The 13,362-nt window shown below is 66.0% G+C and carries 17 protein-coding genes; 5 read left to right on the forward strand and 12 right to left on the reverse strand.

What is annotated here, in order from left to right; genetic code table 11:
- Window positions 1–279 precede the first annotated feature (279 nt).
- On the reverse strand, window positions 280–864 hold the full coding sequence (locus P0Y59_18085) for a TlpA disulfide reductase family protein (GenBank protein ID WEJ98833.1): 585 nt from the start codon (window positions 862–864) through the stop codon (window positions 280–282).
- A 19-nt stretch (window positions 865–883) separates the two neighbouring features.
- Between P0Y59_18085 and argH the strand changes: the two genes are divergently transcribed.
- From argH to P0Y59_18110, 5 genes are read left to right on the forward strand one after another with little or no spacing between them, the layout of a single operon-like run.
- Window positions 884–2,254 carry an argininosuccinate lyase gene (gene argH, locus P0Y59_18090; protein WEK02619.1) on the forward strand — a complete coding sequence of 457 codons (1,371 nt, stop codon included), beginning with the start codon at window positions 884–886 and terminating at the stop codon, window positions 2,252–2,254.
- Window positions 2,251–2,502, forward strand: a complete 252-nt coding sequence (locus P0Y59_18095; GenBank protein WEJ98834.1) for a hypothetical protein — start codon at window positions 2,251–2,253, stop codon at window positions 2,500–2,502. Before argH ends, P0Y59_18095 begins: the two co-directional genes overlap by 4 nt.
- Before the next feature lie 4 nt (window positions 2,503–2,506).
- On the forward strand, window positions 2,507–3,769 hold the full coding sequence (lysA, locus tag P0Y59_18100; protein WEJ98835.1) for a diaminopimelate decarboxylase: 1,263 nt from the start codon (window positions 2,507–2,509) through the stop codon (window positions 3,767–3,769).
- On the forward strand, window positions 3,754–4,536 hold the full coding sequence (locus P0Y59_18105; GenBank protein WEJ98836.1) for an NAD(P)-dependent oxidoreductase: 783 nt from the start codon (window positions 3,754–3,756) through the stop codon (window positions 4,534–4,536). Before lysA ends, P0Y59_18105 begins: the two co-directional genes overlap by 16 nt.
- The gene (locus P0Y59_18110; protein ID WEJ98837.1) at window positions 4,533–5,489 is read left to right on the forward strand and encodes a zinc transporter ZntB; all 957 of its coding nucleotides are present in this window, start codon (window positions 4,533–4,535) and stop codon (window positions 5,487–5,489) included. The genes P0Y59_18105 and P0Y59_18110 overlap by 4 nt, the downstream gene beginning before the upstream one ends.
- Window positions 5,490–5,491: 2 nt before the next feature.
- Here the strand turns inward: P0Y59_18110 and P0Y59_18115 are convergent, their stop codons facing one another.
- The 11 genes from P0Y59_18115 to P0Y59_18165 all read right to left on the reverse strand — a co-directional run bounded on the left by P0Y59_18115 (window position 5,492) and on the right by P0Y59_18165 (window position 13,348).
- Window positions 5,492–6,088 carry a response regulator gene (locus tag P0Y59_18115; GenBank protein ID WEJ98838.1) on the reverse strand — a complete coding sequence of 199 codons (597 nt, stop codon included), beginning with the start codon at window positions 6,086–6,088 and terminating at the stop codon, window positions 5,492–5,494.
- A 91-nt stretch (window positions 6,089–6,179) separates the two neighbouring features.
- Complete coding sequence (gene fliS, locus P0Y59_18120; GenBank protein ID WEJ98839.1) at window positions 6,180–6,578, reverse strand: flagellar export chaperone FliS; 399 nt, start codon at window positions 6,576–6,578, stop codon at window positions 6,180–6,182.
- A complete protein-coding gene (fliD, locus tag P0Y59_18125; protein ID WEJ98840.1) occupies window positions 6,575–8,011 on the reverse strand; it encodes a flagellar filament capping protein FliD in 1,437 nt (478 codons plus the stop codon). The genes fliS and fliD overlap by 4 nt, the downstream gene beginning before the upstream one ends.
- A 52-nt stretch (window positions 8,012–8,063) precedes the next feature.
- Window positions 8,064–9,191, reverse strand: a complete 1,128-nt coding sequence (locus P0Y59_18130; protein WEJ98841.1) for a flagellar type III secretion system protein FlhB — start codon at window positions 9,189–9,191, stop codon at window positions 8,064–8,066.
- Entirely contained in the window at window positions 9,191–9,964 is a 774-nt protein-coding gene (gene fliR, locus P0Y59_18135) for a flagellar biosynthetic protein FliR (GenBank protein ID WEJ98842.1), read from the reverse strand. The genes P0Y59_18130 and fliR overlap by 1 nt, the downstream gene beginning before the upstream one ends.
- Before the next feature lie 138 nt (window positions 9,965–10,102).
- Window positions 10,103–10,372 (reverse strand): flagellar biosynthetic protein FliQ, encoded by a 270-nt coding sequence (locus tag P0Y59_18140; GenBank protein WEJ98843.1) that lies wholly within the window; start codon window positions 10,370–10,372, stop codon window positions 10,103–10,105.
- Between the two features lie 5 nt (window positions 10,373–10,377).
- The gene (gene fliP / locus P0Y59_18145) at window positions 10,378–11,244 is read right to left on the reverse strand and encodes a flagellar type III secretion system pore protein FliP (GenBank protein WEJ98844.1); all 867 of its coding nucleotides are present in this window, start codon (window positions 11,242–11,244) and stop codon (window positions 10,378–10,380) included.
- The gene (locus P0Y59_18150; protein ID WEJ98845.1) at window positions 11,241–11,495 is read right to left on the reverse strand and encodes a flagellar biosynthetic protein FliO; all 255 of its coding nucleotides are present in this window, start codon (window positions 11,493–11,495) and stop codon (window positions 11,241–11,243) included. Before P0Y59_18150 ends, fliP begins: the two co-directional genes overlap by 4 nt.
- 6 nt (window positions 11,496–11,501) lie before the next feature.
- Window positions 11,502–11,792: a flagellar motor switch protein FliN gene (gene fliN / locus P0Y59_18155; GenBank protein ID WEJ98846.1), complete on the reverse strand. Its 291-nt coding sequence runs from the start codon at window positions 11,790–11,792 to the stop codon at window positions 11,502–11,504.
- Entirely contained in the window at window positions 11,789–12,679 is an 891-nt protein-coding gene (locus P0Y59_18160; protein ID WEJ98847.1) for a flagellar motor switch protein FliM, read from the reverse strand. The genes fliN and P0Y59_18160 overlap by 4 nt, the downstream gene beginning before the upstream one ends.
- Before the next feature lie 60 nt (window positions 12,680–12,739).
- Window positions 12,740–13,348: a flagellar basal body-associated FliL family protein gene (locus tag P0Y59_18165; GenBank protein WEJ98848.1), complete on the reverse strand. Its 609-nt coding sequence runs from the start codon at window positions 13,346–13,348 to the stop codon at window positions 12,740–12,742.
- Between the last annotated feature and the right edge of the window lie 14 nt (window positions 13,349–13,362).

Here is a 13,362-nt window from a genome sequence, read left to right on the forward strand (position 1 = left end):
CCTCTCAACTCTCGATCTGATCTTATTTATGATTTGATATGATATATGATCGAAAATCGAGGCATTCCTACGGCCGCTTCGGACGGGCGTCAAGCGAGTCCGAAACGGGTCGGGTCAGCCGAGGGGAGGCCGATGCAAAAAGGGCAGGGATTCGATCCTATCCGGCGAACGGGCCGGACAAGGCCGAAATGGCGCTGCTAGCGCAGAGCCCAGGGTCAGCCGAAACTATCGAACGCTTCTACTGCGCCCGCTCGACGGGAGGTGCGAACGCCCGGCTGGTCAGCGCGCCTCGGCGAGCAATCGCCGGGCAGCCGGGGTCGTCCAGTCCATGCCCCCGGTCATTCGCCAGACCTCATGACCGGTCGAGTCATAGAGAATGCTGGTCGGCAGTTCAGCGTTCAACGCGACGCTAAGACCGATGGCGGGGTCGAGATAGGGCTGGAGATGTTTCAGGCCGGCCTTCGCGAAGAAAGGCGCGACCTTTTCCGCGCCACCCAGATCCTGGCTGACCGCCACCACCTTCATATCCTTTGCCAGCGCATCGAGCGTCGGCATCTCAGCGACGCAGGGCGCACACCAGGTTGCCCAGAGATTGAGCAGCAACGGCTTGCCGGCAAAGGCAGCGATCGTCACCGGCTTGCCCGCCGGGTCTTGGAACGCCAGTTTCGGCGCTGCCTCGCCCTTATGGCTGCGATCGAGCGTGCCGATTGCACCCGCCGCGGCCTTGCCGCCCTGGTTCGGGCCGGTCGCTGCCGGTACGGCCGGCGAGGCCTTTGCTTGCTCCGGCGCGGAGACTTGCCTATCGCAGCCGCCGATCAGCAGCCCGGTGGCCAGGAGAGAGACGATCGTCGAGCGGAAGGACATGTCGGACCGATCCAATGCCATGTGGGGCGGCCGCTTCGCCGAAGGGCCGGCGGCGGTGATGCGCGAGATAAATGCCTCGATCCCGTTCGACAAGCGGCTGTGGCGCCAGGATGTGGCCGGATCGAAAGCCCATGCGGCGATGCTCGGCGCCCAGGGCATCGTCTCGGCCGGGGACATCGCGGCGATCATCGCCGGGCTCGACCTGGTCGCGGCCGATTACGAGGCGAACGGCGTTACCGAGGATCTCGTCCTCGAAGACATCCATATGCAGACCGAGGCACGCCTTGCCGAGGCGATCGGCCCGGCCGCCGGCCGGCTGCACACCGCGCGATCGCGCAACGACCAGGTCGCGACCGATTTCCGGCTCTGGGTGCGCGATGCGATCGACTCGGTCGATGCCGGCCTTGCGCATTTCCAGCAGGCCCTGCTCGCCCGTGCTGAAGACCATGCCGCGAGCGTGATGCCCGGCTTCACCCATCTGCAGAGCGCTCAACCGGTGACGCTGGGCCATCACCTGATGGCCTATCACGAGATGATCGCGCGCGACCGCGGCCGGTTCGCCGATGCGCGCGCGCGCATGAACCGCTCGCCGCTCGGCTCGGCGGCGCTCGCCGGCACGGGATTCCCGATCGACCGGGAGATGACCGCGGCGGCGCTCGGCTTCGACGGGCCGATGCGCAACTCGCTGGACGGCGTGTCCGACCGCGATTTCGCGATCGAGTATCTGACGGCGGCGGCACAATGCGCGCTTCACCTGTCGCGGCTGGCGGAAGAATTCATCCTCTGGGCGTCGCAGCCCTTCGGCTTCGTGTCGTTGTCCGATCAATGGTCCACCGGATCGTCGATCATGCCGCAGAAGCGCAATCCGGACGCTGCCGAACTGGTGCGCGGTCATTCCGGACGGATCATCGGGTGCCTGACCGCGCTGATGATCACCATGAAGGGCCTGCCGCTGGCCTATTCGAAGGACATGCAGGACGACAAGCCGCCGGTGTTCGAGGCGCACGACCTGCTCGGCCTGTCGATCGCGGCGATGACCGGCATGGTGGAAAGCGCGACCTTCCGCACCGACCGGATGCGCGGCCTGGCCGAAGCCGGTTTCTCGACCGCGACCGACCTGGCCGACTGGCTGGTGCGCGAGGCGGGTATTCCGTTCCGCGAGGCGCATCACATCACCGGCCGCGCGGTGAAGCTGGCCGAGGAGCTGGGGATCGCCCTCGACGCGATTCAACTCGGCGACCTGCAGGCAATCGATGCGCGGATCGACCAACGCGTCTATGATGTGCTGAGCGTCGATGCGTCGGTCGCCAGCCGGACGAGCTTCGGCGGCACGGCACCTGAGCGGGTGCGCGCGGCGATCGCGGCGGCGAGGAAGGAAAGCGGATCATGAAACGCGCGATCGTGATGGTCATGGCATTGGCCGTATCGGGGGCCCTCGCCGGTTGCGGGGCACGGAACGACATCAGGCCGAAAAAAGGCGAATCCCTGCCGGTGGCGCCCTATGGCGCCAAGGCACCGCCACCTGCCCAGGACCTGCTCAAACCAAGCACCCAGGCACGCCCCTCCCGCAGCGACGAGCTTCTCAAGACTTCCGAGAATCGCCGCAGCGACGATTTCGACCTCCCGCCGCCGAATTGAGAATATGGACCATTTCAGAATCATCGACGGCGCTCTTCACGCCGAGGGCGTTCCCCTGGAACGCATCGCCAGCACGGTGGGTACACCGGTCTATGTCTATTCACGCGCGACGCTGACCCGGCATGCGCGGGTGTTCCGCGAGGGGCTGGCAGGCGTCGAACGCGCCCATTTCGCCTATGCGATCAAGGCCAACCCCAATCTGGCGGTGCTCAAGGTGCTGGCTGACGAGGGCTATGGCGCCGATGTCGTTTCGGGCGGCGAGCTGGCCCGCGCGCTCGCCTCAGGCATGAAGGCCGAGGACGTAGTCTTTTCCGGGGTCGGCAAGACCCGGGTCGAGTTGCTGCGGGCGCTCGATGCCGGCCTTGGCCAGTTCAACCTCGAACTGGAAGAGGAAGGCGAAGCCCTGTCCGGCCTGGCCGCGGCGATGGGAATCCGCGCCAATGCAACGCTCCGGGTGAACCCCGATGTCGATGCCGGCACCCATGCCAAGATCTCGACCGGCAAGAGCGAGAACAAGTTCGGCGTGCCGATCGACCAGGCCCCCGCAATCTTCGGCCGGCTTGCCGCCCTGCCCGGCCTCGCGATGCGCGGAATCGCCATTCATATCGGCAGCCAGCTGTTCGATCTCGCCCCGCTTGAGGCGGCCTATACCCGTGTCGGCGAGCTCGTCGCCCAATTGCGTGCCGCCGGCCATCCGATCGAGCGGGTCGATCTCGGCGGAGGCCTGGGCGTGCCGTACAAGGCCGGCGACAACCCGCCAAGCCCGGCCGAATATGGCGCGATGGTCGCGCGGGTGACCAAGGGCTGGAACGTCATGCTGATGTTCGAGCCCGGCCGGGTCATCGCGGGCAATGCCGGCGTGCTGCTGACCAAAGTGATCTGGGTGAAGCCCGGCGTGACCAATCCCTATGTGATCGTCGACGCGGCCATGAACGACCTGGCCCGGCCGGCGCTGTACGATGCATGGCATGATTTCGCGGCGGTCCGCCCGACCGGCGAGCGCATGATCGCCAACATCGCCGGCCCGGTTTGCGAAAGCGGCGACACTTTCGCGATGGCACGCGACATCGATGCCGTGAAATCCGGCGATCTCGCGATATTCCGTACCGCCGGCGCGTACGGCGCGACCATGGCGAGCACGTACAACAGTCGCGCGCTGGTGCCCGAGGTGATGGTGGATGGCGACAGGTTCGCGGTGGTCGCCGACCGGATCGAGCCCGAGACGATCATCGCCGCCGAGCGCTTGCCGGAGTGGCTGACCGCGTGAGCCTGCACGGCCTGCCGCTTTTCGTGCGGTTGGCGGACCGGCCGGTGATCCTGCTGGGCGACGGCGACGCGGCCGACGCGAAACGGCGCCTGCTCGAGCGCGCGGGCGCGGTGATCGGCGACGAGGATGCCGATGCCGCGCTGGCGATCGTGGCGATCGCCGACGAGGCGCTTGCCGGCGAGGCAGTCGCCCGGCTCAGGGCGCGCGGCATCCTGGTCAACGCCGTCGACCGGCCGGACTGGTGCGATTTCACCTTGCCCGCGATCGTCGACCGCGCGCCCGTGCTAGTTGCGATCGGAACGGGCGGCGCTTCCGCGGGGCTCGCCGCGGCGCTGCGCCAGCGGCTGGAAACGATCCTGCCGGCGAGTCTCGGCGGACTCGCGAACGCGCTGTATCAAGCCCGGGCTGCACTGCGGCAAAAGCTGCCGGCGGTCGACGATCGCAGGCGCGCGCTCGGCAAGGCGCTCGCCCCCGGCGGCGCGCTGGATCCACTGACGGCCACCGCCGACATGGCGGCGGCATGGCTGGCCGACCTGGACTCGCCTGAACGCGACCGGTTCGTCACGATCCGCCTTCGCTCGACCGATCCCGAGGACCTGACCATCGGGGAAGCGCGCCTGATCGGCCTGGCCGACCATGTCTATCATCGCGCCGACGTGCCAATCGCGATCCTCGACCGCGCACGGGCTGATGCGCCACGGACCCTTTGCAGCATGTCGCCGGTTGAGCCCGGTCCGGGACTTGCAATCTATATGGAGCTGGCATGAGCGGATTTGCCTATCGCGTATCGGGCGGCAAGGCCGAACGGGTCGAGATCAAGCAGGCGCTGGCAAGCGAGGCCGACCTGATCTGGGTCCATCTGACCACCAACAACGAACATGCCCAGGCCTGGCTGGTCGAAGAGGCCAAGGCACCCGATTATATCGTCGATGCGCTGACCGCGACCGAGACTCGCCCGCGCTGCGACGCCGTGGGCGATGGCGCCTTTCTCAACCTGCGCGGCCGGTCGAGCGAGGAAACCCCAACCTCCGAGCCGCTCGCCTCCGTGCGGATCTGGGCGACGGCGGGGCGGGTGATCTCCGTGACGCGGCGTGCGCTGGTCGCGGTCGACGATGTGGTCGAGACGATCGAGGGCGGCAAGATCCGCGATCCCGGCGACCTGATCGCCGAATTCGCATCGGCAATCACCCGCAACCTGGATCCCGAGGTCGCCGATCTCGGCGACACGCTTGACGATTGCGAGGCCGATCTCGATGCCGACAAGGTGTTCGAGCTGCGTCGTCACGTCACCAAGGTACGCGTCGCGGCAATCGGCTATCGTCGCTTCCTCGCGCCGCAGCGGGCCGCGATCGAGAAGCTGGCCGCGCTGCCGTGCGACTGGCTGCAGGACGACGACCGGCTGCATCTCAGTGCGGCGGCCGACCGCGCAGCGCGCATGGCCGAAGAGCTGGAAAGCATTCGCGAACGCGCGGCATTGATGCACGAGGCGCTGACCGATCTTCGCGCCGAGCAGATCGACAGTCGCGCCCTGATCATTTCGATCGCCGCGATGATCTTCCTGCCGCTGACCTTCATCACCGGTCTATATGGCATGAACGTCAAGGGACTGCCCTATGCCGAGGCGCCATGGGCGTTCGATGCGATCACGGCTGCCTGCACCGTGATCTCGGCGGGAATCATCATCTATTTCGTGCGCCGCCACTGGTTCGGGCACGGCTGACCCTATCCGGCGCGGGCGCTGAGGCGCTCGACCTCGTCATTGAGCGCCTGGATCGACGCGATCAGCCGCTGGCGATCAGCGCGGGTTGCCGCCAGCGCGCTCTTCGCTTCACCAAGCTCCATCGCGCGCGCGGCGATGCGCGCGTCGAGCGTCGCATTGGAACGCTTTAGCTCGGCGATGCGCCGGGCGCGGGCAAGCACGCGTTCGATCCGCGCGGCGAGCACTTCGAAGGCAAAGGGCTTGGCCACATGATCGTCAGCACCGGCCGCCAGCGCCTCGACCGCGGCCGACGGATCGCTGCGCCCCGTAAGCATGATGACCGGCAGATCGGCGGTGTCCCGGCTGCCGCGGATTTCAGCCAGCACGTGCACGCCCGTCATGCGGGGCATGACCATGTCGAGCAGGACCAGATCGAAGCCGCGCGCGGCGATCAGGTCGAGCGCCTCCGCACCGTTGTCGCTGAGCACGGTCAGATAGCCGAGATGCCCGAGGCGGCGCCCCAATACGCCCAGGTTGGTCCGGCTGTCGTCGACCGCGAGGATCGTTCGCACCGGGCCGCGCCGCTGCGCCACCGATTCCAGCTTGCCGAAAACATCCATCTGGCGAGGTCCCGTCCTTGATGAGGGCGACCCTAGGACGGGCCGGTCACGATTTGGTTAATCACCCCGCAACCATGGCCAGCAACACTATTCAGCTCGTGCGGGCGGTCCGCCAGGCCTGGCTGATCTCGTCGAGCATCGTCGCGACCTCACGGAAAGGCGCGGGATCATTGCCGATGCTTGCATCGATGATCATGCGCCGCACACCGGCATAAAGCCGCGCCAGTGTCTGCGCGACCTCGCCGCCGGCCTCGTGATCGAGATTGGCCTCAAGCGCGAACAGGATCGCGGTGGCGCGGGTCACCTTGTCGCTCTTGGCCTTGGATTGCTGGTTCTCGGCCGCCCAGGCAGCGGCGCGGAGTGCATGGATCGCCTCCTCGTAGAGGAGCTGGACGAGCGCCGGTCCATCAGCCTCGGCGGTGCGGCCGACAAGGTCGATCTGGCGATAGGTGGCATCGGGATCGCGCAACGCGCTTGCGTATTTGATCATCCCTTCGGCGCATTCCAGGCGGCGACCTGCTGCTTCAGATAGTCCTGCGTGGCCTTGTAGGCAGCGACGCGCGCGTCAGTCGCGGCGAACTGCGCGGTCAGCCGCGTGCGGAGCTTGTCCTCCTGGTCGGATATTTTCGCCTGGTCGTCGGCGATGGACGACTGGGCCTTGGTATAGCGGTCAGCGCTCGCGCCAAGGCCATATTTGGTGCTGACCGCATTGTCGGTGATGGCGGCGAGCGCCGCGCCCAAACCATTGCCGCTTGCGCCCGTGCCGTCGGCGAACATCGCCTCGACCGCCGCCGGATCCTTGGCCAGCGCCGCGGTGAGCTTGGCGGCATTGACCGAAAGCGTGCCGTCCTTGTTGGTCATCACGCCGATATTGGCCAGCGTCGCCGGCGCGTCAGTCCCGCTGCCCGGCACCAGCCTGGTGACGGTAAGCTGGGCAAGTGCCCGGGTGAGCGACTTCGCCACCGGATCGCCGGAGAGCGCACCGGTCTTGGCATCCGTTTCCTGCTTCACCACCGCCAGCAGCTGATTATAGGTGTCGACGAAATCGTTGACCGATTGCGTGATGTTCGCATTCGGCGAACTGGTGCCGAGCGTGACCTTGGTGCCGACCGATGCACCGACCAGATTGATTTGCACACCGTCGATCAGGTCGCTGATCGAATTGGTCGATCGCTTGACCGCGACGCCGTCGACCGCGACGATCGCGTCCTTCGCGGTGCTGCCGATCGTCGTGCCGGTCGCACCGACGCCGACATTGAGCGCCGACAGACCCTCGAAGCCGGGATTTTCCGTGGCGGTCATGGTGAAGGCCTGGCTCGCGCCGGTCGGGCCCTTGAGCACGAGGCGCGAACCATCCGCATCGCTGACGATCGACGCGGTTACGCCGGCGTTTCGCGCATTGATCGCCGCGGCGATCCCGGTGAGGCTCGAATTGGTCGAGGTGATCGCGATGTTGATCGGGCTGCCGCTGCCGGCGGTGAAATCAGTCATCGCGCCATCGGTGACCGTCGCGGTGCCGAGCGTCAGGGTCAGCATGCCCGTCCCGATCGGGGCCGACTTGTCGGCGATCGGGCCGGTGGCGGCTGACTGGGCGGCGGCAAGCTGGCGTACCTCGATCGATCCCGTAAAGCCGGCAAGCTTGGCGCCAGGCAGCGCCTTCGTGGTGACGAGTGACGTGTTCGAGCTGGTCGGCTGAGTCGCCAGCGAACCGCCCTTGATCAGCGCGGTCAGGCTGGTCGAAAAAGCGGTGATGCCGCTCTTGATCTGGCCGACGCCGGAGATCTGCGCGGTGAGCTTCGTGTTGGTGGCGGTCAGGTTCTTGAGCTTGGTCGCGAATTGCGCGTCGACCAGCTGGTTGGCGAGCGCGGTGAAGTCCACGCCGGAACCGGTACCGAGCGTACCCGCGATAGATGTACTGACCATGATTCTATCCTCGGAAGCTTCACCCATGATATCGGCCGTTCGGGGCCAATCTTTAGGCTTGTTTGACCCCGTTTTCGTCGAACCGGGCGGTTTGCGGCACCGGCACGGGCGGCGGGCTGCCGCCGGCCTGAGCATTGATGCCGAACACGAAGGCAAGGATCGTGGCGATCGCCTGGTACAGGTCGTCGCGTATCTCCTGTCCTTCGCGGCTGGTATAATAGAGCGCGCGGGCGATCGCCGGATATTCCAGGATCGGCACCTGCGATTCGCCGGCCAGTTCGCGAATGGCCAGCGCCATCACGCCGCGCCCCTTGGCGACCACGACCGGCACCTGATCGCTGCCGCGATCGTAGCGCAGCGCCACCGCGAAATGAGTCGGGTTGGTCAGCACGACATGGGCCCCGGCGACTGCCTTGCGCATGCCGCGCTTCATCACGTCGCGCTGGCGCTGGCGGATCGCCCCCTTCGCCTCGGGCGAACCCTCGGTTTCCTTGTGCTCGTCGCGAACCGCCTGCTTGGTCATGCGCAGCTTGCCGAGCAGGCGGAGGATCTGGATCGGCAGGTCGATGCCGGCAATGATCAGCAACCCACCGGCCATGACGAACAATATGGTCATCAGGCTGTCGCCCAGCGCGCCGATCGCGCCGTTGATGTCGGAGGACACCAGCCCGATCGACGCCTTCGACGCCTTCCACAGCATATAGGCGCCGATCGACCCGAGCAGGATGACCTTGAGCAGGGATTTGCCCAGTTCCATCCAGCCCTGCGGCCCGAAGATTCGCTTCAGCCCCGATGCCGGATTGATCCGCGATGCCTTGGGCGCGAGCAGGCTGCTGTTGAAGCTCAACGACCCAAGGCCAGCCTGGCTGAGGATCGCGGCGGCGAGGGTCACCGCGAACAGCGAGATGATCGACGGGGCAAGCTTCCAGCCCGAATCGAGCAATGGCCGGAAGGGCGAGAAATCCTCGATATCGGCGCGGCCGAACTGGAAGCTCGACGCCATCACCGCCTTGCACGCCCCGATCAGCGACGGCCCGGCCAGCGCCAGCCAGGCGCAGCCGGCCATGACGACCAGGGCGGTCGCGAATTCCTTTGAGCGGAGAACATCCCCCTTTTCCGCCGCGTCCTTCTTGCGCTTTGGCGTCGGGGCTTCTGTCTTTTCGCCGAATTCCTCCGACATCAGCCGAGCACCAGGCTCTGGGTGGCGGCGAGCCCTTGGGTGACGATGACCATCATATAGTCACCCATCGCAGGGAAGGCCAAGGCCAGCGCGACCACGCCGACCGCGAGGCTGGTCGGCAGGCCGATCGCGAAGAGGTTGAGCGCCGGCGCCGAACGCGACAGCATGCCGACGACGAGGTTGAGGCACAGCAGCAGGAAACCGACCGGCAGCGCGAGCAGCAGGCCGGCGAGGAAGATATAGCCGCCGAAAAAGGCGATGTCCTTCAACTGCTGCGCGGTCAGCCAGGAGGCACCGACCGGCAGCGCGTCATAGCTTTTGACGATCATCTCGACGAGCACGAGATGCCCGTTCATCGACAGGAACAAGAGCGTCAGCATCATCGAGAAGAACTGGCCGAGCGCTGGCGTCGAGCGGCCGTTCTGCGGATCGATCGCCGAGGCGAAGCCGATACCCATCGACGTGCCGATCACCTCGCTCGCGATCATCGGCGCGGCGAAGGCGATCTGCAGGATGAACCCAAGCGCGAAGCCGACCAGCGCCTCGGACGCGACCGCGAGAAACGTTGCGAAAGCGAAGATCTCGGCCGGCGGCGTGATCGGGTGGGCGGCGAGGACGAGAACCCCGATCGCGCCCGACAGGGTGACACGCACCGTGACCGGGATCGACACAGCGCTGAACACGGGTGCCGCGATGAACGCAGCGCCGATGCGCACCATGACGAACATGAGCGCCCAGAGCTGCGGCTCGACGGAAAGGCCGAAGCCGAGCATTTTATCCCTCTCCCGGCGGGAGAAGGCGGCGCGCGGCGCCGGACGAGGGCGACAAGCAGGATCGCTCGCCCTCGCCCTTCCGCCGCTGCGCGGTTCCCTCCCTCTCCCGCTGGGAGAGGGAAAGATTCGCAACCGGGATCACCGGACGAGATCCGGAATCCGCTCGAAGATGCTGACCGTGAAGTCGCTCAGCAGGCCGAGGATCAGGCCGCCGAAGATCAGAATCGAGAAGGCCACGACGATCAGCTTCGGCACGAACGACAGGGTCTGCTCGTTGATCGAGGTCGCCGCCTGGATCATGCCGGTGATGAGCCCGGCGAACAGCGCGGGGATCAGGATCGGCGCCGCGGCGAGTGCCAGCACCCACATCGTCTGGTTGGCGATCGTCAGGAAATAGTCCGCGTCCATGGCCGCTAACTCACGAAACTGTTGGCGAGGCTGCCCATCGTCAGCGCCCAGCCATCGACCAGGACGAACAGCAGCAGCTTGAACGGCATCGAGATCATCGTCGGCGACATCATCATCATGCCGAGCGACATCAGCACGGTCGCGACGACCAGATCGATGACGATGAAGGGCAGGAAGACGAGGAAGCCGATCTGGAACGCTGTCTTGAGTTCGCTGGTCACAAAGGCCGGGAGCAGGATCGAGAAGGGCACGTCGGCGGGCTTCGCATAGGGGCCTGACTTGGCGATGCCGGCGAACATGGTGATGTCCTTCACCCGCGTCTGCTTGGTCATGAAGCTGTGCAGCGGCACCGATGCGTTCTTGATCATGTCGGTCGCGCCAATTCTGTTCTCGGCATAGGGCTGGATCGCGACCGTGTTGATCTGGTTCACCACCGGGGCCATCACGAAGAAAGACAGGAACAGCGACAGGCCGATCAGCACCTGGTTGGGCGGGGTCTGCTGCAGCCCGAGCGCCTGGCGCAGGATCGCGAGCACGATGATGATCCGGGTGAAGCTGGTCATCATCAGCAGGATGCCCGGCAGGATCGTGAGCAGGCCCATGATGATGAGGACCTGCAGCGACAACGCCAGCGGCGCGTTGCCGCCGCCGAGATCGCCGAGCGCGCGATCGACCGCATCCCCGGCGCCCGGTGCCGCGGGTGGCGGCACGGCAGGGGCGGCAGCCTGGGCAAAGGCGGGATGGACCATCATCACCGCGAAGACGATGCCGAGGACCAGCAGCGCGACCTTGCCCCATGAGAGGCCGTTGCGGGGCTTCGCTGTCCTGATCAGCGCCGGGCCGGTGCCCTTGCGGGTAACGGTGACGGTCATTTGTCGCCCTTGTCGATCAGGGTGACCCCGCCGCGACCGACCGAGACGAGCAGCTTGCGCCCTTCGAACTCGATCACCGCCAGGCGCAGGCCGGGCGAGATCATCATGGTTTCCTTGACCGCCATCATGCGGTTGGCGGGCTGGCCGGGCAGGCGCGATTCAAGCCGGCGCCAGAGATAGAGGCAGCCGATCATCAGGCCGCAGACGAGCGGCAGCAGCACGACCAGCTTCAGGACATAGGACCACATCATGGCGGATCAGACCCGCTTCTCTGGGTTGACCAGTTCGGTCATGCGCACGCCGAAATGGTCGCCGACCATCACCACCTCGCCACGGCCGATCAGCGTGCCGTTGACCAGCACGTCGAGCAGTTCGTTCGCCTGACGATCGAGCTCGATCACGCTCGATTCGCCCAGGGCGAGCAGTTCGCGCAACGTGAGCGAGGTCGACCCGATCTCGACGGTCAGCTTGACGTCGACGTCCTGCAGCAGCCGGAAATTGGCCGCCAGCGACGAATCGACGGGGAATCCCCCGGTCATGTCGGTCATTGGAGTTCCTCTAGTTTTTCGTGCGAGATCGAATTGAGACGAATGGCCGCATGGCCGTTGGACGTGCCGACGGTGCCGGCACCCAACCGGTCGCTGCCGACCATCACCGGGACGTCGGCGCCGAGCGTGATCGGAATGACGTCACCAGGCTTCAGGTTCATCAGCATGCTGAGCGGGACCATCGGTTCGGCCAGCACCGATCGGATCGGGAAACGGACACCCATAACGGCACGAGTCAGGCTGTTGCGCCATGCCGGATCAGGCTCGGCCGTCTTCGCATGGACCTTGCCGGTCAGCGACGGGGCGTGCGGCTTGAGCGCCGCGACGGGATAGACGATGTCGACGAACACGGGCTTGGCGTTGCCCGCGGCGATGCCGAAACGGGTGATCACCATTGCATCGTCACCGTCGAGGCCGGCGATCAGCGCTGCATTCGCCTCGACATGACCGGGCTTGAACTCGATCCGGGCGAGTGGCTCCCAGGCGGCTTTGAGCGGTGCGGCGAGCATCATGCCGAGCCGCCCGATCATAGCCTCGGCGGCCGGCGTGAATTCGGACGGCATATCGTGCGGGACGGCGCCGGTACCGCCGAAGAACAGGTCGAGCAGTTCCATCACGAAGCGCCCGTCGAGAACCACCATCGCCTGGCCCGTGGCCGGCGTCATCGCCAGCGGCAGCCAGGCGGTCAGCCCGTCGGGCCGCTCAGCGCGGTAATCGGCGAAGCGCTGGACGACCAGCGGCTCGGCGAAGGTGCGGATTTCCTTGCGCAGCAACGGCTCGAACACGCCGCGCATCCCGCGCGCGAGGCGCGCCGAGAGATGCTGCAGCGTGTGCAGATCGCCGAACGGATTGAGGTTCGCGACCCCCAGCGTGGCGTGTTCCGCCACATGCCGGGGCCGTTCCCGCCGTTCGCCCGATTGTGGTGAAGAGCCGTTAACCATGCCAGGTCACTGAACAACAAAATTGGTAAAGTAGACGTTACCAACCCCGCCGAATCCTTCCTTTTCCTTCAGCGTGTCGTTGATCGATTTGGCGAGGCGGCGTTCAAGCAGCTTCTTGCCGTCGCTGGTGAACACCTGCTCCTCGGTCGTGTCGCCGAGCGTCATCAGGATCGCCGATCGGACCGCGATCTCGTTTGTCTTGATGTTCTCGATCACCGAATCGTCGTATGGCGTCGAGATCGCCAGGCCGACCTGGATGAAATGGACGCTGTCCTGCAGGTTGGAGGTGAACTCCTTTTCCATCGCATAATAGTTGGACGCATATTTCTCGCCGCCCGAGCCGCTCGGCGGCTTGGAGCCGGCGCTGCCGCCTTCCTCGCCATGGCCGCCGCCCTCGCCAGACGCGCTGACGCGTTTCTGCTCGCGCTTCGGGACGAGGCGCGGGCCGTTGCCCTCAGTACCATGGGCGCCACCGCCCAGCATGCCGCTGCTCCAGGCGAAATAGCCGCCGCCCCCAGCGCCGCCGAGCACCAGCAGGCCCAGGACCATGACCAGGAGCTTGCCCTTGCCCTTCTTCTTTTTCCCGGAAGCCTTGGCGTCTTCGGTGTCACTCATTGTCAGGCTCCTTC

It is taken from the genome of Candidatus Sphingomonas phytovorans, from assembly GCA_029202385.1.
GTDB lineage: Bacteria > Pseudomonadota > Alphaproteobacteria > Sphingomonadales > Sphingomonadaceae > Sphingomonas > Sphingomonas phytovorans.